24 protein-coding genes are annotated in these 21,562 nt (G+C 51.0%); 14 read left to right on the top strand and 10 right to left on the bottom strand.

Features of this window, described 5'->3' with window-relative positions:
• Positions 1-84: 84 nt before the first annotated feature.
• Positions 85-522: a response regulator gene (locus O71_RS10280; protein WP_040574137.1), complete on the top strand. Its 438-nt coding sequence runs from the start codon at positions 85-87 to the stop codon at positions 520-522.
• 167 nt (positions 523-689) lie between these two features.
• Here O71_RS10280 and O71_RS10285 read toward each other — a convergent pair whose 3' ends face one another.
• Together O71_RS10285 and ade are read right to left on the bottom strand one after the other, a co-directional pair.
• The gene (locus O71_RS10285) at positions 690-1,535 is read right to left on the bottom strand and encodes a sulfite exporter TauE/SafE family protein (protein ID WP_007656268.1); all 846 of its coding nucleotides are present in this window, start codon (positions 1,533-1,535) and stop codon (positions 690-692) included.
• A 17-nt stretch (positions 1,536-1,552) separates the two neighbouring features.
• Positions 1,553-3,187 carry an adenine deaminase gene (ade, locus tag O71_RS10290; protein ID WP_007656270.1) on the bottom strand — a complete coding sequence of 545 codons (1,635 nt, stop codon included), beginning with the start codon at positions 3,185-3,187 and terminating at the stop codon, positions 1,553-1,555.
• A 259-nt stretch (positions 3,188-3,446) separates the two neighbouring features.
• Between ade and cmk the strand changes: the two genes are divergently transcribed.
• From cmk to O71_RS10325, 7 genes are all read left to right on the top strand, one after another.
• Positions 3,447-4,148, top strand: a complete 702-nt coding sequence (gene cmk / locus O71_RS10295; protein ID WP_007656273.1) for a (d)CMP kinase — start codon at positions 3,447-3,449, stop codon at positions 4,146-4,148.
• Between the two features lie 12 nt (positions 4,149-4,160).
• Positions 4,161-5,045, top strand: coding sequence for a 4-hydroxy-3-methylbut-2-enyl diphosphate reductase (locus O71_RS10300; protein ID WP_007656275.1), 885 nt, complete (start codon positions 4,161-4,163; stop codon positions 5,043-5,045).
• An 87-nt stretch (positions 5,046-5,132) separates the two neighbouring features.
• Positions 5,133-5,675 (top strand): DUF502 domain-containing protein, encoded by a 543-nt coding sequence (locus O71_RS10305; RefSeq protein WP_007656277.1) that lies wholly within the window; start codon positions 5,133-5,135, stop codon positions 5,673-5,675.
• Positions 5,676-5,804: 129 nt separating this feature from the next.
• The gene (locus O71_RS10310; protein ID WP_007656278.1) at positions 5,805-6,626 is read left to right on the top strand and encodes an alpha/beta fold hydrolase; all 822 of its coding nucleotides are present in this window, start codon (positions 5,805-5,807) and stop codon (positions 6,624-6,626) included.
• Positions 6,627-6,782: 156 nt separating this feature from the next.
• Positions 6,783-7,268: a RimK/LysX family protein gene (locus O71_RS10315; RefSeq protein ID WP_040574139.1), complete on the top strand. Its 486-nt coding sequence runs from the start codon at positions 6,783-6,785 to the stop codon at positions 7,266-7,268.
• Positions 7,269-7,273: 5 nt separating this feature from the next.
• Entirely contained in the window at positions 7,274-8,176 is a 903-nt protein-coding gene (gene rimK / locus O71_RS10320) for a 30S ribosomal protein S6--L-glutamate ligase (protein WP_007656282.1), read from the top strand.
• 1 nt (position 8,177) lies between these two features.
• Positions 8,178-9,119: a succinylglutamate desuccinylase/aspartoacylase family protein gene (locus O71_RS10325; RefSeq protein WP_007656284.1), complete on the top strand. Its 942-nt coding sequence runs from the start codon at positions 8,178-8,180 to the stop codon at positions 9,117-9,119.
• A gap of 119 nt (positions 9,120-9,238) precedes the next feature.
• Here O71_RS10325 and O71_RS10330 read toward each other — a convergent pair whose 3' ends face one another.
• The 7 genes from O71_RS10330 to O71_RS10355 form a co-directional block, all read right to left on the bottom strand.
• Complete coding sequence (locus O71_RS10330) at positions 9,239-9,739, bottom strand: hypothetical protein (protein WP_007656286.1); 501 nt, start codon at positions 9,737-9,739, stop codon at positions 9,239-9,241.
• A gap of 124 nt (positions 9,740-9,863) precedes the next feature.
• A complete protein-coding gene (locus O71_RS21685; protein ID WP_007656289.1) occupies positions 9,864-10,058 on the bottom strand; it encodes a hypothetical protein in 195 nt (64 codons plus the stop codon).
• Positions 10,059-10,086: 28 nt separating this feature from the next.
• Positions 10,087-10,635 carry a cyclopropane-fatty-acyl-phospholipid synthase family protein gene (locus O71_RS10335; protein ID WP_007656291.1) on the bottom strand — a complete coding sequence of 183 codons (549 nt, stop codon included), beginning with the start codon at positions 10,633-10,635 and terminating at the stop codon, positions 10,087-10,089.
• Between the two features lie 50 nt (positions 10,636-10,685).
• Entirely contained in the window at positions 10,686-11,351 is a 666-nt protein-coding gene (locus tag O71_RS10340; RefSeq protein WP_007656293.1) for an oxidoreductase, read from the bottom strand.
• Positions 11,352-11,496: 145 nt separating this feature from the next.
• The gene (locus O71_RS10345; RefSeq protein WP_007656295.1) at positions 11,497-12,348 is read right to left on the bottom strand and encodes a S1 RNA-binding domain-containing protein; all 852 of its coding nucleotides are present in this window, start codon (positions 12,346-12,348) and stop codon (positions 11,497-11,499) included.
• Positions 12,349-12,567: 219 nt separating this feature from the next.
• A complete protein-coding gene (locus tag O71_RS10350) occupies positions 12,568-13,182 on the bottom strand; it encodes a Dps family protein (RefSeq protein WP_007656296.1) in 615 nt (204 codons plus the stop codon).
• A 64-nt stretch (positions 13,183-13,246) separates the two neighbouring features.
• On the bottom strand, positions 13,247-15,091 hold the full coding sequence (locus O71_RS10355) for a hypothetical protein (RefSeq protein WP_007656298.1): 1,845 nt from the start codon (positions 15,089-15,091) through the stop codon (positions 13,247-13,249).
• Positions 15,092-15,375: 284 nt separating this feature from the next.
• Here O71_RS10355 and O71_RS10360 point away from each other — a divergent pair, with 284 nt between their 5' ends.
• From O71_RS10360 to sigZ, 6 genes are all read left to right on the top strand, one after another.
• Positions 15,376-16,641 carry a putative DNA modification/repair radical SAM protein gene (locus tag O71_RS10360; protein ID WP_007656299.1) on the top strand — a complete coding sequence of 422 codons (1,266 nt, stop codon included), beginning with the start codon at positions 15,376-15,378 and terminating at the stop codon, positions 16,639-16,641.
• Between the two features lie 97 nt (positions 16,642-16,738).
• Positions 16,739-16,882, top strand: a complete 144-nt coding sequence (locus O71_RS23855; protein ID WP_155800786.1) for a hypothetical protein — start codon at positions 16,739-16,741, stop codon at positions 16,880-16,882.
• Positions 16,883-16,898: 16 nt separating this feature from the next.
• Positions 16,899-17,678 carry a TIGR03915 family putative DNA repair protein gene (locus O71_RS10365; RefSeq protein ID WP_007656301.1) on the top strand — a complete coding sequence of 260 codons (780 nt, stop codon included), beginning with the start codon at positions 16,899-16,901 and terminating at the stop codon, positions 17,676-17,678.
• 271 nt (positions 17,679-17,949) lie between these two features.
• Positions 17,950-18,261, top strand: a complete 312-nt coding sequence (locus O71_RS10370) for a hypothetical protein (RefSeq protein ID WP_007656304.1) — start codon at positions 17,950-17,952, stop codon at positions 18,259-18,261.
• A 179-nt stretch (positions 18,262-18,440) separates the two neighbouring features.
• Positions 18,441-18,863 carry an ArsI/CadI family heavy metal resistance metalloenzyme gene (locus tag O71_RS10375; protein ID WP_007656306.1) on the top strand — a complete coding sequence of 141 codons (423 nt, stop codon included), beginning with the start codon at positions 18,441-18,443 and terminating at the stop codon, positions 18,861-18,863.
• Positions 18,864-19,031: 168 nt separating this feature from the next.
• Positions 19,032-19,661 (top strand): RNA polymerase sigma factor SigZ, encoded by a 630-nt coding sequence (gene sigZ / locus O71_RS10380; RefSeq protein ID WP_007656308.1) that lies wholly within the window; start codon positions 19,032-19,034, stop codon positions 19,659-19,661.
• Here sigZ and O71_RS24275 read toward each other — a convergent pair.
• On the bottom strand, positions 19,658-21,562 hold a 1,905-nt coding region (locus O71_RS24275; protein ID WP_007656310.1), incomplete at its 5' end, for a hypothetical protein. The two genes, sigZ and O71_RS24275, sit on opposite strands and share 4 nt — an antisense overlap.

Genomic DNA, 21,562 nt, shown 5'->3' on the forward strand with positions numbered 1-21,562 from the left:
GGTACCGTATTATTTCATCTTCTCAGAAACGTCAGCTTGGAATAGACAGCTTGCGTATTATTACAAGCTGGGTATAGTGTATTTATGAAAAAATTATCAGGCGTTCTTCTTATTGACGACGACGACACCACAAATTTTCTGAACCAACGTTTGCTTGAGCGAATGCAGGTGACCGATAATATACGCACGTTTGTGAACGGCAAGCAGGCATTCGACTATCTGTACAATGTAAGCAACAACAATTACGAGCAGACGGATGGGAATTATTTTCAGCCAGAACTGATATTCCTGGACATCAGCATGCCGGTGATGGATGGATTTGAAATGCTGGACCTGTATGAGCGGTTGAACCCGGAGTTCAGAAAGAATATTATACTGGCCGTACTGACTACCTCTACCCATCCACAGGATACGGATGCAGCTCAGAAGTATTCGGCAGAATATCTGACAAAGCCCCTTACAGCAGATAAAGTAAAGAATCTGATTGATAAGCACTTTAGCTCCGCGAAACAGGAGGCATAGAAAAAGCAATAGTTACAAAAAAGAGCCGATGCGCTTGCCTATTCACAGGCTGTGCATCGGCTCTTCCTGCATTAGGAGGGTATAGGAAAGAAATGCAGCAATAGGGATTTCAAGTGGAGGCCTGTTTTAATACGTACAGACTGCCGGATCAGGGCTCTGTGCTATACCTAAAACGAGAAACCGAAATTGGACTTGATCAGCAGGTTCAGAATAACACCTAAACCTGCCAGCAGCAGGCCGATGCCAATCAGCTTTTCGATATCCTGCATTTTGCCCTGTCGCTTCTTGAGCATGTTTCCGCCGATAGCCCCAAGGGCAAAGGCTGCCATGAGCGGCAGGCTGCGGCTCCAGATCACGTTGCCCAGCAGGTAGTGGCTGATAAAGCCGGTGAAACTTGTGATAACCAGAATGAATAGTGAGGTGGAAGTGGCGATCTGAGGTGGTATCCGGAACAGTTTGATCATCATGGGAGTTTGCAGGAAGCCGCCTCCTATACCGAAGAGGCCGGCTATTATACCTGAAGCAAAACCAAAAACCCCTACAACACCGCCATTGAGCCGGTAAGCCAGGTGCTTGGCTCTGTTCTTCCGGATAAAGGAGGTCGGCACGCGGCGTATCCTATACATCATGCCGGAGTGGCGAATATGCTTTTCTTTTTGCTGGGGCTTGACCATAAAGATTCCCACCGTTACCACAAAGAGCGCAAAAATCACCTGGAGCTCTGTTACGGGTAAAAAGGCTACCATAAAAGCACCCAGCACCGTGCCCACTACCGCCGGAAACTGAATGAGCGAGCCTACCAGGTAGTCGATGCTGCGGTCGCGGAGGTTGAAGACGGAGGCAATGATGGAAGCCGGCACAAGTGCCGACATAGTGGCCCCGATGGCGATCTCGATGTTGTATCCGAAAAAGATGATCAGGATCGGCACCATGAACACGCCTCCCCCGAAACCGATAATGGTGCCAAACCCACTCACGAGCGCACCGACTACAAAAATGATGAATTCCTCCATTCGCAATAGCCCTTCTACTATTCCGCTACAGGTACGAATTTAAAGTCATCACCGTTAAACAATCCTTTGTCGCTGAGCTTGAGCGAAGGTATAACAAGCAATGCCATGAACGAAAGCGTCATGAAAGGAGAGGCCAGCTTGCTGCCCATCTCTTTGCTCATGCGGTCGATGGCCGAGTAGGCGTTGGCCACTTCATAACCATCGGCCGCAGACATGATACCCGCCACTGGCAGCGGCAGTAGCTGTTCGTTGTCGCCGTCCACGGCGGCTACACCGCCTTTGGCGCTGATGATCAGGTTCACGGCGCGGGCAATGCTTTTGTCATCCACACCCACGGCAATGATGTTGTGCGAGTCGTGGCCTACGGAGGAGGCAATGGCACCACGCTGTATGCCTACATTCTTGATGAAAGCAACGGCCGGCTCGGCATTTTCATATCGGTTCACCACCGTGATCTTCAGCACATCCTGCGCCACATCCGATTCGATGTAGCCGTTCTCTGTTTTCGGTTCGGCCCATACCTGGTGCGTAATCAGCTGCCCATCAAATGCCTCGATCACCCGGATCTTGCTGGCGCTGTCGGCTGGCAATCGGAATTGCTCCGGCGTCTTCGGTTCTGTATTGAAGTTGTTGATCTCTTCGCTTGGTGTAAAAGCAATGTTCGATTTGCCGTTCTCTGCTACTTTTTCGCCATTGATGAAGGTGGCTTCCACAGCAAAGTCCTCGAGATCGTTCACCACGATAAAGTCAGCAGGATCGTGTTCGCGTAGCAGGCCTACTTCGAGTTTGTAATGCTCGACCGGGTTGAGGCAGGCGGCACGCAGCACATGGAACAGGTTGTGACCTTTAGCAAGGGCACGCTTTACGAGCAGGTTCAGATGGCCTTCCACCAGGTTGTCAGGGTGCTTGTCGTCGGAGCAGAACATGATGCTCTCCGGATGGGTGGCAAGCAAAGGTATAAGCGCTTCGAAATTTTTGGCGGCACTGCCTTCGCGGATCAGAATCTTCATGCCTACGGCCAGTTTGTCGAGGGCTTCTTCAGCAGTGAAGCACTCGTGGTCGGTGGTGATGACAGCCGATGCATAGAGCGCCGCCTGTTCGCCGCGCAGACCGGGGGCGTGACCATCCACAGCCTTACCATATTTTTTAGCCAGTTCTATCTTCTCCATCACCACCGGGTCGCGGTGCAGCACGCCGGTCCAGTTCATCATCTCGGCCAGGTACTTGATCTCGTCGCGCTGAAACAATGTTTCGATGTCGGCGGCCGTTATCTCAGCGCCAGCTGTTTCGAAAGGAGTGGCAGGTACGCAGGAGGGAGCACCGAAGTAAAACTTAAACGGCACTTTCTTCCCGTTCTCCACCATATACTCCACACCTTTTATACCGAGCACATTCCCGATCTCGTGCGGGTCCGACACAGTGGCCACAGTGCCGTGTGGCACAGCCAGTCGGGCAAATTCGGAAGGTACAAGCATGGAGCTTTCTACGTGCACGTGGGCGTCCACAAAGCCCGGCAAAATATAACTGGAAGAGGCAGTGGCCTCACGAACTATTTTAGAAATGCGGCCGTTTGACACATGGACCGTTCCTTCATAAATCTCTTGCTGGTGCAGGTCGATGATGCGTCCGCTGACGGTATAGGAGCTATGCATAGGTAGGACTGTCTTGTTGATATAAAATGCCCGCTGATGGGGATTGAACCCGTAAATTACTTTATATTTGCGTTAAATTAAGTCGTTTTGAGAAAGATAATTTCATACCTGATCGTTGCATGTGTTTTGTCCTCCGGCACTCTGGCGGGTTGCACAGCTAAAACACCACAGCAGAAAAAGACGGCCTCCTACATGAAAAAGAGCAAGCGCGGCAATGTGGCCTGCCCTTGTGATTCGAACTAATTTCTGATAGCTTACCATGAAAAAAATTGTAATCGCCATAGATGGCTACTCCTCGTGCGGTAAAAGTACAACGGCCAAACTGGTGGCTGCCGAACTGGGCTACGCTTACATCGATACCGGGGCTATGTACCGGGCGGTTACGCTTTATTTTCTGGAGCACCACGTGAGTCTCACCAACCCCAAGGAGGTGAAGGACGCGCTGGATAAAATAGATATCACGTTTCACTATAACCCAAAGGCCAAAAGAAACGAAGTATTCCTTAACGGCCTGAACGTGGAGGATGAGATCCGCAAGATGTACATCTCCAATCAGGTGAGTGAGGTAAGTGTCGTAAAGGAAGTACGTCGCGCCATGGTGGCCCAGCAGCAGAAAATGGGAAAGAAACGCGGTGTGGTGATGGACGGTCGTGATATTGGTACAGCTGTGTTCCCGGATGCAGAAGTGAAGATCTTTATGACAGCCGACGTGGACACCCGCGCCAAGCGCCGTCAGGATGAACTGTTGGCTAAAAAACAGTTGATCAACCTCGGTGAGATAAAGGAAAACCTGCTCAAGCGCGACCTGATCGACTCGACCCGAGCCGAGAGTCCGCTGCGTCGCGCCGATGATGCCTTTTTACTGGACACGTCGCACATGACCATTGATGAGCAGGTAGAGTTTGTGCTTAATAAGGTAACTTCCCGTATCTTCAACAGTGATTATGCTTTGCAGGAATAGAGGAAAGAAGAGATGAATGTAACGATAGACAAGAATTCCGGTTATTGCTTTGGTGTGGAATTCGCCATTCAGATGGCGGAGGATGAAATGGAGAACTGCGAAGAACTCTATTGTCTGGGTGATATCGTGCACAACAGCATGGAAGTGAAGCGGCTTTATGAAAAAGGGCTTCGCATCATCGACCGCGAGCAGCTCAAAGAACTGCGCGACACCAAAGTGCTGATCAGAGCCCACGGCGAACCGCCGGAGACTTACAAAACAGCCTTAGAAAACAACATTGAACTGATCGATGCTTCCTGCCCGGTAGTGCTAAAGCTGCAGAACCGTGTGAAGCACGCTTTTGATGCTGATAAGCCGAAAGGTGGACAGATTGTGATTTACGGCCAGGTGGGGCACGCTGAGGTGATCGGACTGGCGGGCCAGACAGGCGATGAGGCTATTATTGTGACGACAGAAGAAGACCTCGACAAGATCGACTTTACCCGTCCCGTTACCCTCTTCAGCCAGACAACCAAAAGCACCAAAGGCTTCTACCATATCAAGTCGCTGATAGAAGAGCGCCTCCAGCAGGCTAATCAGGACAGCACCGCTTTCAACGCTAACGACAGCATCTGCCGTCAGGTGTCGAACCGCGAGCCTCAACTGACTAAGTTCTCAGTGGAGCATGATGTGATCATCTTTGTGAGTGGCAAAAAAAGCTCTAATGGAAAGGCACTCTACAGCGTATGCAAGCAGCACAACCCCAACAGCTACTTCGTGGAGAACGAGGAGGAGCTTGAGAAAGAGTGGTTTGCCAATGCAGAGAGCGTAGGTATATGCGGGGCTACTTCCACGCCCATGTGGCTGATGCAGCAAGTAGCCGACAGTATCAAAAAATTTGACTTTGAAACAGTATAGGTATAGCCCTATACTACAAAATAGTGGCTTTTTAGCTACATTTAGGCTTTGCTTCGGCAAGGCCTATTTTATTAAGCACCAGCAGACATGAGACGCATTTTACGCTATTTTTTGAACGGCCTACTTATTGTAGCACCTTTCACCATTACGGTATGGATCATCGTGGCCATTATCGACTGGCTGAATAGCATGTTCGACTTAGGGATACCCGGATTAGGTATATTCCTGATGTTTGTACTTCTTACTCTGATCGGTTTTATCAGCTCGTCTTTCTTTGTAAAGCCATTCATTGTCATCACGGGGCGTTGGTTTAATAAAGTGCCGCTGGTGGGCATCGTCTACTCCAGCATTAAGGACCTGTTCGACGCCTTTGTGGGCGATAATCAGAAATTCAACAAGCCTGTTATGGTGAAGATGTCAGAAGAGTCTGATAACCTGAAGTTTGGCTTTGTAACGCAGGATGCTTTGAGTTCAGTGAATGTTGAAGACCGCGTAGCCGTGTACTTTCCACACTCTTATAACTTCTCGGGTGAGCTCTTTGTGGTACCCAAGCGCAACGTCGTATACCTGGACCTACCCAGCAGCGACGTAATGAAGTTCATTGTGTCAGGTGGCGTGTCCCGTCTCTAATGAGCCGTTAGTTATACCTTTCATAAAGAGCAATAAGGACACTCACCAAATATCTCAAAATTTCAAGCCCTTTTGTGTATCTTATTTGTATGCATGCCGAATAAGTTAAGGGAGATTCATTAATTCAGAATGCCTTACATCATACATAACGGTACGAAGCTGCACTACAGGGTGCTGGGAAAAGGCACGCAGCCTTTGCTGGCCTTTCATGGCTATGGGCAGAGCAGTAGCTACTACCAGCCCATGGGGCATGCGCTGGGCAGCGACTACACCATCTATGCCTTCGACCTTTTCTTTCATGGGCAGAGTTCCCTGCACAAGGAAAATATGCCGCTAGACAAGGATTTTCTGGAGGAGCTGATCGGGCTGTTTCTGGTGAAGGAAAAGATTGACCACTTTTCGCTGATGGGCTTCAGTATGGGGGGCAAATTTTCCCTTACACTAGTGGAGCGCTTCCCGGAGCGCATCGACGAACTTTTCCTGATCGCACCGGATGGCATTAAGACAAGCTTCTGGTACAATATTGCCACTTATCCAGGCTGGCTGCAGCAGCTCTTCAAACGCACCGTGCTCAAGCCGGAGCCTTTCTTCAGGCTACTGAATGTGCTCAACAGGTATAACATGATCCACAAAAGCCTCGTGCGTTTCGCCCGCTTTCAGATGGATAGCACTGAGAAACGCCTGCGGGTATACCGTAGCTGGATTGGTTTCCGCGAACTCAACTTCGACATCCGTGAGATCGTGCGGCTGCTCAACCACAAGCAGGTGCCGGTTACGATGTTCCTCGGTGAGTTTGATCAGATCATCTCGCCCAAACGAGTAAGTGTGTTTATTAAAGCTTTGCACAAAGGAGAGCTCGTGGTGCTCAAAGCCGGACATTCGCATTTGTTGCAGGAGGTTGCGGAATTGCTGCATGCGAAAAGAACGCAGTCTATACCTCCTTCCAGCTAAGGACTATACCTGAAATAACATGTATGTTGGAGTATATAGCCAGTCCCTTCTTCAGAGGGGCAGGGTTGTGTTAATCGTGCACCGCAGCATTATCAATCCTGAAAATACCGATACTGATGCATCGTACATAAAGCAGAATGCTTAAATTGGCCATTGATGAAAGAGGAGAACCTAAAAAAGCTCAAACCAGAGAAAAAGATCATCGGGCGGCGCGAGATGGTAGCCTTTCCTGAACTGGATATTGACGAGATAGAGGCCAAGATCGACACGGGTGCATACACCTCCGCGATCCACTGCTCGGATATTCATGAGGAGACCCGCGCTGACGGAACTAAAGTGATCTGTCTGGACTTATTAGACCCGTCACACCCACAGTACAATCACAAAAAGCTGCGGTTTTCTGACTATAGCCTGCGCGATATCCGTAACTCGTTTGGGGATGTGCAGGAGCGTTACGTCATCAAGACCAAAATCAAGTTTTTCGATGAACTGATCGAGGCGGAGTTCTCTCTTTCAGATCGAAGCGATATGAAGTACCCGGTGCTGATTGGTCGGAAACTGCTCAAAGGCCGGTTTATTGTGGACGTTTCCCGTAAAAACGTCTCACTCAAATTCAACAACAAACAAAAGAAGAATAAATAGTTTTTATGAAGATAGCGATTCTCTCTCGCAACTCTAAGTTGTACTCTACCCGCCGCCTGGTGGAAGCTGCCCAGCAGCGTGGCCACGAAGTGGTGGTGCTGGACCACCTGCGCTGCGACCTTGTGATTGAGCAGGGCGACCCGCACATCCTATACAAGGGAGAACGCTTAACCGATATCGATGCCATCATTCCGCGAATCGGTGCCTCCGTTACTTTTTACGGCACGGCCGTGGTGCGTCAGTTTGAGATGATGAAAGTGAAGAGCGCCGTAGACTCTCAGAGCATCGTGCGCTCTCGTGACAAATTGCGCAGCAGCCAAATCCTGTCGCGCGCCGGACTGGGTATGCCGAAAACAGCTTTCACGAACTACTCCAAGGAAACATCGATGCTGGTGAAAGAAGTAGGCGGTGCCCCTTTGGTGATCAAATTGCTGGAAGGTACGCAGGGCTTGGGTGTGGTGCTGGCCGAGACTAAAAAGGCGGCTGAGTCGGTAATTGAGGCATTTCACAATCTAAAGGCCCGTATTATCGTGCAGGAGTTCATTTCCGAGGCGGCAGGTGCCGACATCCGCGCTTTTGTGGTGAACGGCGAAGTGGTAGGAGCCATGAAGCGACAGGGCAAAGAGGGCGAGTTCCGCTCTAACCTGCACCGTGGCGGCAATGCTACCCTGGTCAAACTGACCCGCCAGGAGAAAGCCGCGGCTTTGCTCGCTGCCAAGTCGCTGGGCTTAGGTATAGCGGGTGTGGACATGCTGCAGTCTAAGCGCGGACCGCTGATTCTGGAGGTGAACTCCTCGCCAGGGCTTCAGGGTATAGAAAAGGCTACAAATAAAGACATTGCGGCTAAAATAATTGAGTATGTGGAGGGACTGGTTCAGAAGAAAGTCTCCAAAAGAGTGAAAGAATAGCATGCCCGAAACGATTAAGATCAACGGTGTAAGTATAGACCGTGGAGAGAAAGTATTGACCCGACTTGTCATCTCCAAACTTCCCAGTGGTACCGTCATCGATATTCCGGTTTATGTATTCCGCTCCGTACACGACGGGCCGGTGCTCCTGCTGATGGCAGGTATGCACGGCGACGAAGTGAACGGCACGGAGATCATCCGTCGCATGATCACCAAAAAGATGCTGTACCCACTTAAGGGCACGATCATCGCGGTGCCCATTCTGAACATTTATGGTTTCCTGAACTTCTCGCGTGACGTGCCTGATGGTAAAGATGTGAACCGGAGTTTCCCGGGCAACAAAGAAGGTTCGCTGGCCAGTCGTGTCGCACATCGGTTTATGAAAGAGGTCATGCCTTATATTGACTACGGTGTGGATTTCCACACAGGCGGGTCAAGTCGCGGCAACTACCCACAGATTCGTTGTGTGCTGGCCGAACCGAAGAATCAGCAGCTGGCAGAGGCATTTGCTGCACCTTTTACACTGAACGCCTCTTACCGGCAGGGCTCACTCCGCAAGGAGGCTGCTAAACTGGGCAAGCACATTCTGGTGTATGAAACCGGTGAGTCACTTCGCTTCGATGAAAGAGGTATAGCCATGGGGATAGAAGGCACTCTGCGCCTGATGCACCACCTGGGTATGGGCAATGCCGCTCCTTCACCTTCAGAGCCGACCACCATCTGTATGAAAGACATTTGGGTGCGCGCCAAAAATGCGGGCCTGTTCCGGAGCAATGTAGCGGAGGGTGGCTATGTAAAAAAAGGACAGATAGTAGGTACCATTACCGACCCTTACGGTGAAATGGAAGTGCGCCTGAACGCGCCGGCAGCCGGTTATGTGGTAGGGCTCAACAATATGCCTGTGGTGAACCAGGGCGATGCTTTGATGCACATCGCCTTCTAGGGTATAGCTACTCAGAAGTGACCAGTGTGATAAGCAGCTGATCGTTTCAGAACCGTGTAAGAACAAAAGCGCCCGCTACTGAGCAGTAGCGGGCGCTTTACGTTAGGGCTTTTCAGTTCTTAGAATACGTAACGCACGTGCAGGGCAGAATCCCAGAAGCCACGGCCATGCGGGATGTTGATATACGGCTTGATATCAGCACCGATTGTGAACGGGATGTCGCGGATGTAGTATTCCAGGCCTAATACGCCATCAATACCAAAACCTACGATGTTGTCATCATAGTATCTGTCGCGTCTGTGCTTGTCATAGTAATAGTAATAACGTCCTTCATAGAAGCCAATGTGGCCACCCAGACCATAGTACCACTGCAGGCCTTTTGCATTGAAGGCAGGTGCATGTTTTTCATAAAGTACTGTCAGCACAGCGCCTCTGTGGCGGAAACCTGTGCTTAGGATGCCTTCGATAGCGGCGTCGCTTTTAATAAAATGCTTTATAGTAAGACCAGAAGCTACACCACCTCTGAAGCCTATACCTGTACTGTACTCCTGTGCCTGTGCACCGAAAGCAAGCGTCATCACCAAAGCCATGGCGAAACCTACGCGAAGAAATGTTTTCATTGTTCTATTGAAAAAGTTATATCTGGCTTGCCAGACAGGTATGTCCAGCTGGCGGGTGCAAAAATATAACTTCTTGCGTTTGAAAAAATTAATAATTGCAATTTGAATAAAAAAATTACCGCTGTCATTTGTAAGACTGCAGGTAAGCTGTTTTGGATGTTCGTCTGCCAATAAGCTTGAAAAACGTGATAAACTTATCTTTGTCAAGCTCCAGGGCTTTCGCAAAGGCATCTGCCTCCTCAGAGTTTTGATAGTCCTTTATGTATTGTTCCCGTACCAGGCCTGCCTCAGTCAGCTCGGCGGCAGCTTCTATTTCCACAAGTCCGGTCTTTTCCCAAAGCCTGCGCCTACCAGTCAATGGTATGAATAAAGTACCAATAGTTCTGATAATCTTCTTGTAGAAATTCGGGTACCTGATCGTGGCTTTCAATCTCCTTGGTGAAGCAAACGTCCACAATGGCTATATGGCCTTCTGGCTTGATAAAGCGGGCAATATAGGGCAGGTACTTCTCGTCAGTGCCAAAATAGGTATAGGAATCCACGACGATTACGGCATCGAAGTATTCTTCAGGAAAGGGGAGTGAACGAGCTTCCATTTCAAGCGGAAACACCTTGTCTTCACAGCCCTCGGCACAGATGCGCTCGTAGTTGTCACTGGCAGACACGGCTTCGTCCACGGCCCAAACGGTAACTCCGAACTCTCTGGCCAGAAAGATAGAACTGATGGCTTTGCCGCAGCCCAGGTCGAGTACCCGCATGCCGGGCTTCAGGTGGAGGGACTTGGTTAGGCTCTCAAGGTTAAAGAGCACGTTTTCGCCCATAGAGTGCTTGCGCACCCACTTTGGGTCATACTGTGAGGCTTTGGGGAATGCACGGCGAAGGCTTCTGTTAGGCATAGGTATAGGTATAAGTTGCCTTGCAGCTTACGGGGCAGGTATAGGGAGGGTTAGCGGCCCAATCGCTCTATTTCATCGGACAGGTATACCTTGTCGCCTTTCTGGTCCTGTGCAGCGGCACGCAGCATGGCGCTGGCCACCGTCTCCGCTTTAATGGGGCGATATTTACGCATGGGGCCGATCATCAGCATAGAGAGCGGCTTCATGATCCTGGCACTGATCTCTTCGCCGGTGCGGTGCTCTTCACGCTCTCCCAGCAGGAGTGCCGGCCTGAAAATATGCAGCGAAGTAAAGCCCAAAGCCTGAATATCCCGCTCCATTTCGCCTTTCACACGGTTGTAGAAAATGCGGGAGCTGGCATTGGCACCCATGGCCGACACAACCAGGAACTGCGTGGCGTTACGGCGCAGCGTGATCTCGGCCAGCTGCGTGACATAGGTATGGTCTACTTTGTAGAAAGCGTCTTTGGTGCCGGCTTTTTTGATGGTGGTGCCCAGGCAGCAGAACACGTCGTCGGCAGCCAGTTCAGATGCGCTTTTCTTGAGATTGTCGAAGTCGACTATCTGCTGGTCGAGCTTGGGGTGGATGATGGCGAGTTCGCGACGGCCAACGGAAATTACCTGACTGTAGCGGTCGCTTTGCAGCAGCATAAGCAGCAAGTGACTGCCTACCAGGCCGCTGGCGCCGGCAATCAGTGCGGTTCGGGTTCGGTGCATGTAGGTTTGCGTTTCGCTGAATTACGTGAATGCCCGCCACATTGGTTAAAAAATGCGGTGCTTTCCTGTAAATAATCCTTTTGGGGCCGTTTTTGTTGTGAATTCAGCTCGAATCGTGTAGTTATCCTGTAAGTTACAGCGCAACTTACTCCTCGCCTTTCAACCGGATGTGGTCTGTGTCGATCTCGATTTTACCTTCTTTGTACAGGCCGCCAATGGCCTTTTTGAACACCTTCTTGCTCATGCCTAACATGCGGTATACCTCGTCCGGGCTGCTTTTGTCAGACAAAGGTAAATAGCCTTTGGCCGCCACCAGTACTTCCAGTACTTTATCCGCCGCTTCGTTCGATTCGCTCAATCCGGTGGTGCCGGGCTTGCGGAGGGTCACGTCTATTTTATTATCCGGGCGGATGGTTTTGATATAACCGCGCAGCTTGTCGCCCATATGCAGTTCTTTGAACACCTCGTTCTTGTAGAGCATGCCCATGTAGCGGTTGTTGATGATCACCTTGATGCCGATCTCAGTGAAGCCGGCTACCAGCAGCTCCACTTCCTCGTTCTCGGTCAGCTCGTTTGGGGCCTCGTCGTTGTGCAGGTACTTGCCGAGCTTGGTTGTGCCCACGATGCGGTCAGAGGTGTCATCGAGGTATACATACACGCAGTACTTACGGCCGGTTCGCATCTTTTCTTTCTGGTTGTGCAGCGGCACGAGCAGGTCTTTCTCCAGACCCCAGTCCAGGAAGGCGCCAAAGTCGGTGCTGTCTTTGCACATCAGGCAGGCAAACTCGCGCACGGTGGCGTAGGGCGTCAGGTTGGTGGCAATCACACGGTCTTCAGAGTCACGGTACACGAACACGCGCACCTTGTCGCCTACCTTGGCTCCCTCCGGAATGTACTTGCGGGGCAACAGAATGTCGCCGTCCTCAGAGGTCAGGTATACGCCGAAGTCCACTTCACGCGCTATCTCCAGTTCATTGTAATTGCCAAGATCTACCATGGTATTGCTTTGATAAGTATAGAATGCTGCAAATATAGCGAAACCATTTCAGGTATAGCCCTCCGGTTTCGGCTGTTCCTCTTATACCTGAAGAGGCAGGCAAAAGGATACAAAAGATGGTTAGCTGAAGACAGCTGAATTTGTTCAGACCTGTCCCAGGTAATAAAACAGGCAGCCCACATGGACTGCCTGTTTTGTAAGGTATAGGCAGGCTATAGATTAAGCCTTGGACTTCTTCGTGGTTTTGGCCTTTCCGTTCTGTCCTCTGGCTGGCTCACCGTCTTCCTCCATGATATCATCCGGTTTCGCGATCAGTCCAATGGAGAGGCCGTCTTCGCCCAGGAAGTGCTCAATGTGGTGGCAGCGGTCTTCGGTTTTGAGAAGGATGCCCTCCAATAGCGACTTGGTAGCGAAGTCTTCCTGCTCAAAGGCTTTCTTGATAGACTTGCGCAACTCCATGGCAATCGTCTTTTCATCTTCCATGTCTTTCTTGAGCATCTCCCGGATACGGAAAACACCTTCTTCCTCGTGCTGGATATAGGAAAGCTCCAACTGTTTCGCCGGGTGGCAGGTAGGGCAGTAGCCCATCACGGTAAGGCGCTCGGCTATGGCATCGTACTGCTCGTGAATCTGAGTATAGTGCTCCTCAAAGAACAGGTGCAGGTCGCGGAACTGCGGGCCTTCCACCATCCAGTGGTGCTTGTGGTATTGGTTGTAGAGGGTAATGAACGACGACAGATGGCGGTCCAGTTCGTTGGCCATTGCCGTGGCGGTGGTTTTTGACAGCCCGACCGGGTTGCCTTCATATTCTGATTTTTCTCTTAGCTTTTCCATGTTCAGGGTTTGTTGAATTACTCTGCCTTTGTACCCCGATCAGCTCAAAAAGATACAGAAAGATTTACCTGAACTCGGCTATACCGGGCTGGGTGAAGCGGAAGTCTTCGAAGTCGTAATAGGAGCGTGACGACTCGTATATGCGCAGGTTGTTGAAGTTCTCGTTAGCCGGGATCTTCGGGTAGTAGCCCACCAAGATCTGGATCGTGCTGAATGACAGGTACTCATTGCGGAAGCGTATACCTGCTCCGAAACCCTGAAAAGGAGTGCTTTTGAAAGGGGAGCTCTTATTGCCGTAAGAGAGCCAGGCCACATCCGCAAAAACCAGTGTGGCAAGTCGGAAGCCGAACAGTTTGAAGGGGGTATAGAGATTGGCTTCGTAGTTGATCACTACGCGGCGATTGCCCCGCAATAAACCCGATCGGAAGCCGCGCAGTCCCTCTTCGTTGTTGATAGAGAGCAGCTCTTCGGGGTTGCGGTTGATGCCAATGGTGCTGCGGCCGAGTATAAAGTGGCGTAGCTTCCAGTTGCCATTTTCGTACAGTCGCGTAAAGTACAGCGACTCCAGCTCCAGCATGCCTTGTTCCCATTTACCGTTTCTAATAAAGGAGCCATAGCCGGCGCGGCTGTAGAGGTAGCCGGCTTCTTTGTTGTAGCGGGCAAACGAAAGGTCCAGCCCGAAATAGCGCCGATTGAACAAGTCGCCTCGCTCGTAGCCGTAGGATACGGAAGCCAGCGTGCCGGCCGGAATATCCTCTGTTCGGCCAAAGCCATAGAGGTAGCGGTCTTTGTAGTAGCGGCGCACACTGTAGCCCAGACTGGCGATGCCCAGCACATTGTCCTGAAAATTCTCGGTAGGCTTGGTATAAAAATTTGTATTGATGACCCGCAGCGCCGTAATCAATCGTCCGCGTGGCTCAAAGCCCAGGTTGTAGCTCTTGAACTTGAACGAGCGGCCCAGCCATAAGTCCTGTCGGTGGTAGCCCACCTCGGCGAAGCGCTGTATCGTGTCCTCCGGCACCGGCGGCAGCAGCAGTTGCTCGTCTATCTTGCTGGCCCCGACGGCACCGGCGTAGCGGGTATTGGTGGCAAAGAAGTCGCGACGCAGGTAGGCGCTGCGCTCTTTGTAGAAATTCTGATCGAAGTAATTGATGTCGGCTGTAATGTAAGTGTTGCCGATGTTCTCCACCGTATACCCGGCCGTAGTCTCCCAGGACCGGGGCGCATTCATGTTGAAGCGATAAGATCCGCGTATCTGGTGGCCAAGTCCCAGGAAGTTGAGTTCACGCAGGGCAACCCTGCCCGAGCCCGAGGACGGAGTGTAGGAGCCAGACCCGCCCAGGCTGAAAATATCTTTGGTAATAACCAGCACATCCACACTGTCATCGGTGGTCGTGCGCTCGTCCACAATGATCCGGGCATCGAGCAGGTAGTCAGTCTGGCGCAAAAGACGCTCCGACTCGACCAGTGCCAGTGGCTCGAGGGGCTCCATCCGCTGGAAGAGGAGTTTGTTGCGCACCAGGTGCCGGCGGGTTTTGACGTGTAGTGAGTTGCCGGCCTTTTCCAGAAAGCTGCGCGGCACCCGCGTTGTGTCGTGTATGGAATAACCCAGTGCGTCGAGCGTCATGATGTTGATGTGGCGCACTACCTTATAATTGTGTCGTTCGTACTCGCGCTGAATCAGCTCAGCATCCAGTCCCAACACCTCCTCATCACGACGGTCGAAAACCAGTATGGCTTTTAGCAGCTTTCCCATAATGGTCTTGCGTTGTGAGATTTCCCGCAGGTTGCTCATCACGCGCTCGTCGAACTTCTGCTTTGTAGTATCGGCTGGTGCCGCGACGGTATCCTTTCGGGTCGGTATTTCCTGCGCCCGCACATCGCCGGTCAGCAGCCATGCTCCCAGCATGCAGGCTAACATACAGCATAAAAAGGGCGAACGTGGAAAAGCCATGGAAGTATAGGGGCGCTTACTGTTTGTTGTAAGTGTTTGTACGGTACAACCTCCTAATATAGTCTTTTCGGCTCTATGTGGAAAATTTCAGACTGAAATCCCGAAAACAGCCCCTGCTAATCACATTAGTATTTTTTGGGTGTGGATAGGATGTTGATAAATATTATTGCTAATAAAATTGGGGTTTGTGCTAAGGTTTTTGTAATTTTATAACCGTCAAGCAGATAGAAGAGGCTAGGATGAATGATAAAGTAATAGGTAAGCTAAAAATATTAGCAGATGCTGCAAAGTACGATGTTTCCTGTTCGTCGAGCGGTGGGAAGCGCAAGAACGAAAACAAAGGCTTGGGCAACGCAGAAGGCATGGGTATCTGCCACAGCTATACCGAAGATGGTCGTTGCGTTTCCTTGCTGAAGATCTTGCTGACCAATTTCTGTATTTACGACTGCGCCTACTGCGTGACACGCAAAAGCAACGATGTGCAGCGGGCCGCTTTTACGGTGCAGGAGGTGGTGGATCTGACCATCAACTTCTATCGTCGCAACTATATTGAAGGCTTGTTTCTGAGCTCGGGCATTTTCAAAGATGCTGACTATACCATGGAGCGACTCGTGCGGGTGGCTAAAAAGCTGCGGCAGGAAGAGAAGTTCAACGGTTATATCCACCTCAAAACCATACCTGGTGCGAGTGATGAGTTGATCAAAGAAGCTGGCCTTTATGCCGACCGATTGAGCGTGAACATAGAGTTGCCTTCAGAGCAGAGTTTGCAAAGTCTGGCGCCGGAGAAGAACTATGCCGAGATCCTGTTGCCGATGGACTCGATCAAGAACCAGCTGGTGCAGGCGAAGGAGGAAAGCAAGCTTTTCAAGGCGACGCCGAAGTTTGCGCCGGCCGGGCAGAGTACGCAGCTGATCGTGGGGGCCACTGCCGAGAGCGACCGCCAGATTCTGCAGCTATCAGACCAGCTTTACAAAGGGTATAGCCTGAAGCGGGTATACTACTCAGGCTACGTGCCGGTGAGCACAGACAGCAGGCTTTCGATCATCACAGAGCCACCGATCATTCGGGAGAACCGCATTTATCAGGCCGATTGGCTGATGCGCTTCTATGGTTTCGATGTGAAAGAGATACTGGACGAGGCGAACCCGAATCTGGACCTGGACATAGACCCAAAGCTGGGATGGGCGCTGCGCAACCGCCATTTCTTTCCGGTGGAGATCAACACTGCCGACTACGAAATGATCCTGCGCGTGCCGGGCATTGGGGTGAAGTCGGCTAAGAAAATAATATCAGCCCGGCGGTTTGCGCCGCTGCATTTTGACCACCTGCGCCAGATGGGTGTGGTGCTGAAGCGGGCCAAGTATTTTATCACCTGCCAGACCAAGAGCCTGCAGCGGCAGGACTTTGACTCAGAGCAGCTACGCCGCCGCATCCTATTTGGCGAGGGCTCTGTGCGAAGTGCACTGCTTACGCAGCAGCTGGACTTGTTTCGGCAGGTAGGCTAATATTAAAAAGTGTGACATGGAAGAGGGGAGAGAAGATCATAAGACAGAATTGTGTAACAAAACAGATCATACATCATTTCAAACCATTCATAAGACGATGAGAAATTCTACTAAAGTTGCCCGTGTATCCTGCTGCTGCAAACTCAACATGCTGGTACCTCACCTGCAGAGCCTTTCTTCCAGATTGCAACACGATAGCAAGCGCGAGAAGGGGCGTGTGAATTTTAACGCCAAGCAGTAGCGAAAGCGTCTTGCCAATGTACTTCTATACCTACGATGGCTCTTTCGAGGGACTGCTCACGGTAGTGTTTGAGACATACGAGCGCAAAGCCTGGCCTACCGCCATTGAGCCCGAGCAATTGGCCCAACCCTCTATGTTTGGAGAAACGATAGCAGTGGTGACCGACGAAGAGAGGGCCGGACGGGTATGGCAGGGCCTGAAGAAACGCTTGTCAGCAATGGCATTGGACTCGCTCTACTATACCTACCTATGGGAGCAGAACGGATTTGAACGGCTGATCTTTGACTATGTCCGACTCGTGTTCGACTCACCCGAGAGTGTGGAAGGAAACTATACGGCTCCTTTTATTCTGCAGGTGCAGCAGATCCATAAGCAGGTACACCGTGAGAAGCATCGCATGGAGGCCTTCGTGCGCTTTCAAAAAACAGTCGATGGTCTGTACTACGCCAGCATCTCGCCTGACTTCAATGTGCTGCCCTTAATCGTGCGCCACTTCGAGAAGCGCTACGCTGACCAGCGCTGGGCCATTTATGATTCTACCCGGCGCTATGGCGCTTACTACGACCTGCGGCACACAAGCTTTGTGCAGTTGGAAAACCCGGCTCTAACTCCTAAACAGCAGGGCAAGCTCAGCTCCGATCAGTTTGATGAAGATGAAACCCGCTATCAGATGCTCTGGCAGGTATATTTTGACCATGTAAACATACCGGAGCGCAAGAATCCCAAACTCCACCTGCGCCACATCCCCAAGCGCTACTGGAAGTATCTTTCTGAGAAACAGCCCCGGTTACAATAAAAATTCGGACTGTAACGAGTTGTATTTCAGTTGTGTTTCATGGCGAGGGTTAAAATTCGTCCTTCATTCTCAACTTTTTCGCAACACAGGACAACCCGAAAGGTCATTTTGGAGTATAAGTGTATATAGATATTTTATGAAACCTATTCAGTTGGAGCCCACTGCACAAAGTAGAGGGTGTTGTCCGCTGTCCTTCATTATCTAAGAAAGAAAGATGAATACACGCGTACGAAAAAAACTCATTCAAGTAGCTCGCGGTCGCGCTCACCTGATGTCATTCCAGAATCTGATATTAGAAGCCGAACTGGGCCTGAACCTTGAAAACTCTTACGAAAAGTCACAGCTTAACGAAGTAATCGACGAAATTTCAGAAGCGGAGCATGCTGCAGGCCGTCCCCTGCTAAGCTCACTGGTTCGTATCAAAGGCCGCCAAAACCAGGGCGACAGCTTTTTCAAGCTATGCGAACGTCTCGGCTACGGCGACTGGAAAAGTCTGAAGCGCGACCAGGAGTTTCTGGAGAAGCAGCGTGAAACCTGCCGCGAATTCTGGCAAAACAGCACTAATTTTTCATCCTACCTGTAATACTAAGCAAAGAGGCAGGCCCGCCTTCACTCCCTGGGTCTGTTTCTTTGCAGTTTTCACCCTTGTACACTAACTGGTAGCGGCCCCACAGAAAATTTTTTCTGTGGGGCTGCGTCTTTTTAGCCCTCCCACCGTCATCAAGGTGTAACAAGAAAGAATCACCTTAAATAGACAAAGCCATGAAAAGATTTCACGTGAATGTGCGCGTTAAGAACCTGCAGGAATCCACTGCCTTTTATTCAGCATTATTTGGCACGGAGCCTACTGTGCTGAAAGAAGACTATGCCAAATGGATGCTGGAAGACCCACGCATTAACTTCGCGATATCGCTGCACCCCGAGAATGCAGGTATAGAACACCTAGGCATACAGGCCGAGAGTGAAGAGGAGTTGGCTGAGGTATACGGCCGCTTGAAGGAGGCTAAAGGGGCCATTCGGGAAGAAGGGAAGTGCACCTGCTGCTACGCCAAGTCTGAGAAATCGTGGATCACAGACCCGCAGGGCGTGGACTGGGAAGCTTTCTATACCTTCGGGGAAGCCACTGTATACGGCGAAGGAGCAAATGCCCGCACCACCTCAACCATTGAAACTACTGCCATTTAGTACAACTTAAAACTACGAAGCCGGACCACGGCAGGTATAGCCCATACCTGCCGTGGTCCGGCTAGTTTTATGTACTTTCAGAAGTTGTTTTGAATTTGCCTTTTCCATGTTTTTCTTCGTAAATTGATGTATATCTCCACTTGCTATCACCATTAAAATCTTTGCATCATGGAAAACAAAAGCTGTCATGCCTGTTCGGGTGATCATGTTGTCTCTTCGATAGGCACCTGCGCTGCGGTAGCGCCTGTATACCTGGAGTACGAAGCCAAACTGCGCAGCTTTGTGCTAAAACGTGTTCGTGACAAAGACGAGGCCAACGATATTCTGCAGCAGCTCTACGTGAAGCTCTACAAACATTGCGAGCAGCTGCAGGATGTGCGCAACATGAACGCATGGCTTTACCAGATTGCCCGCAACGCCGTGTACGATTACTACCGTGAGCAGGGGCGTAGCATGCCGCTAGAGGACGAAGGTAAGCTTGAGGAGCTAAGCCAGGAGCCGGAGCGACAGGACACAGAAAGTCTGATCTTGCCACTCATCAACATGCTGCCAGCCGAGTATGCCGAGCCTTTACGCCTGAGCGAGATAGAAGGCATCAGCCAGAAAGAGATTGCAGAACGGCTGGGAATGTCTTACTCAGGAGCCAAGTCGCGGGTGCAGCGTGGACGTGAAAAACTGAAAGAGCTTTTTGTGGAATGTTGCCATCTGGAGCTTGACAGAAAAGGGGCTTTGGTAAGCGCCATCGCGAAGGAGAGTTGCAAGCCATTACAAGTGCAGTTAAAGGGGGAAGAAAGTTAAAACCTATACCTTGTCTGCACCCTGATATCAGATCTGCGCGGTCCTTCAATCGTCTCTAGTCCTGAACCAACCGTGCGCTGGTTGCGGTAGTGCGTGAGGCCATACTTAACCCACACATCCATACGGCGCATCGGCCTGAATTGCAGTAAGGCATACAGGCGGGTGCCTCTGCCACTGAAGGCAGGTATAGAGAAAGCATAAAGCACATCCCGTTCAAAGGCGTATTGCCGCGTATCGTAATTGTCCGTGTCGAAAATGGCGTAGCGACTACTCAATCGTATTTTGTTGAAATTGAAGTTGATGTCCTGCGCAATCAAATAGCCCGTAGTCTGCGGTGACTCCAGCTCGAAACTGCTGAACTGTACACGTGAGCGCAAGTTTACGACGGGCGTAGGCGTGAATTCATAGTACAACAGGTAGTTCTTGCGGTTTGCCTGTCCCACATAGTCTATACTGGTGCTGTTGTCGGCTACATTGCGGCCTTTGCTTTCTGCTCGGAACTGAGCGTATAGGGAGCTCTGTCTGTTAGGCCGGAAATAGAGGCGGAGCATGTACTCGTCGCCATGTGATGGAGCATCAACGCGATAACGCAGCCACTGGAACCGGAAGCGATCATAAAAAGCTGTCAGCTCCCACTTCGGGAAGGGCTTGATTTTGATGCCTGTGTAAAAGCCCTGCTCGTTGATGTTACGAGTGCTCTCCCCGAATGCGTTGCCGTAAAAAGTATGGAAGTCGCGGGCATAGTAGCGGTAGAGCATGGCCAGTTCCACTTTGTTGGAGAGGTTGGCCGTCAAACCGTTCACAGTGCCCAGGCCACCACTTTTAGAGATAGCCGTTTCACCGAACAGGTAGACGTTCTGCCAGGTATAGGCGTAGTTTGTGCCGATATTGTAGTTGCTCGTGCCGCCAAACTCGAAGCGCTGGTAAGGCAGACCCGCTTTCTGGATGGGGGAACTGTAGGTAGTAGCCATCGCTGTGATGCCTGCCAGCAAAGTGCGGTTACGGCTCTGGTAAGTAGCATTCCCCCCGATTATTTGCTCCCGTACCCGCCCTCTGTTCGCCAGTTCGGTAGGTGTGCGGTGAAAGCCGGAGGTCTGTATACCTGTAAAGAAATCCCCGAAATTATCGAGTGTGTCGAGTTGTGCCTGCAGGTTAGCATCGACCCGCTTGCTCGACACAAAACCCGTTACATCTACTTTGCCTAAGGTATAAGTGGCAGCCGCTCCCCGGTAAAAGGCATGCTCCAGCACCGAACTGTAGGGTCGTATACCTACATTCGGACGACTGACTGTTGTGATGGTCTCACTGCCTTTTCCCACGGTATAGCCTGACGAAAGCAGCAGTCCCTGCCCGAACTGTAGTTGATAATCGCCAAGCGCAATCGACTTGAACTTGCCCTTGTTGTAGAGCTGCAGATGTGCCGAGTAGAAATCAAAACCGTATCGTCGGGTGTCGGGATCCCATGTCAATTGCTCCCCGGCATCTTTCTCAGCAGTAAAGCCCAGACTGTAGTCGCGGGTATGGCTTACGCGGTAGCGCATCAGCACTTTGTCAGGAGAGCCAAGGTAGCGGGTTCTGGAGCGGCTGGTGGTGTCGACCGAGGTATAGCCGCGGCGCTCCTGCAAGGTCCGCTCGTAGCGGACAATCAAGGCATTGTTGTCTTCGCCGACAATACGCTGCAGTAATGGCCGCTGGTCGGCATTGAGGCCTGCATCATCAACCCGCACAAAGTATACGAGTTTATAAATCGTGATCAGGTCGAAGTCAGGTATAGCCTGTAGCTCATAGATGCTCAGCAGAGGGCCGTTTTCGTTGATGTGTCGGAAGAAGGAGGCAATCTGCGAACGGGACAGGATGTAGAGTGAGGCCAGTTCTTCAGGGGTGGTGCGGTTGAGGTCGAT

The sequence above is a fragment of the Pontibacter sp. BAB1700 genome (assembly GCF_000277005.1).
In the GTDB taxonomy this organism is placed as follows: domain Bacteria; phylum Bacteroidota; class Bacteroidia; order Cytophagales; family Hymenobacteraceae; genus Pontibacter; species Pontibacter lucknowensis.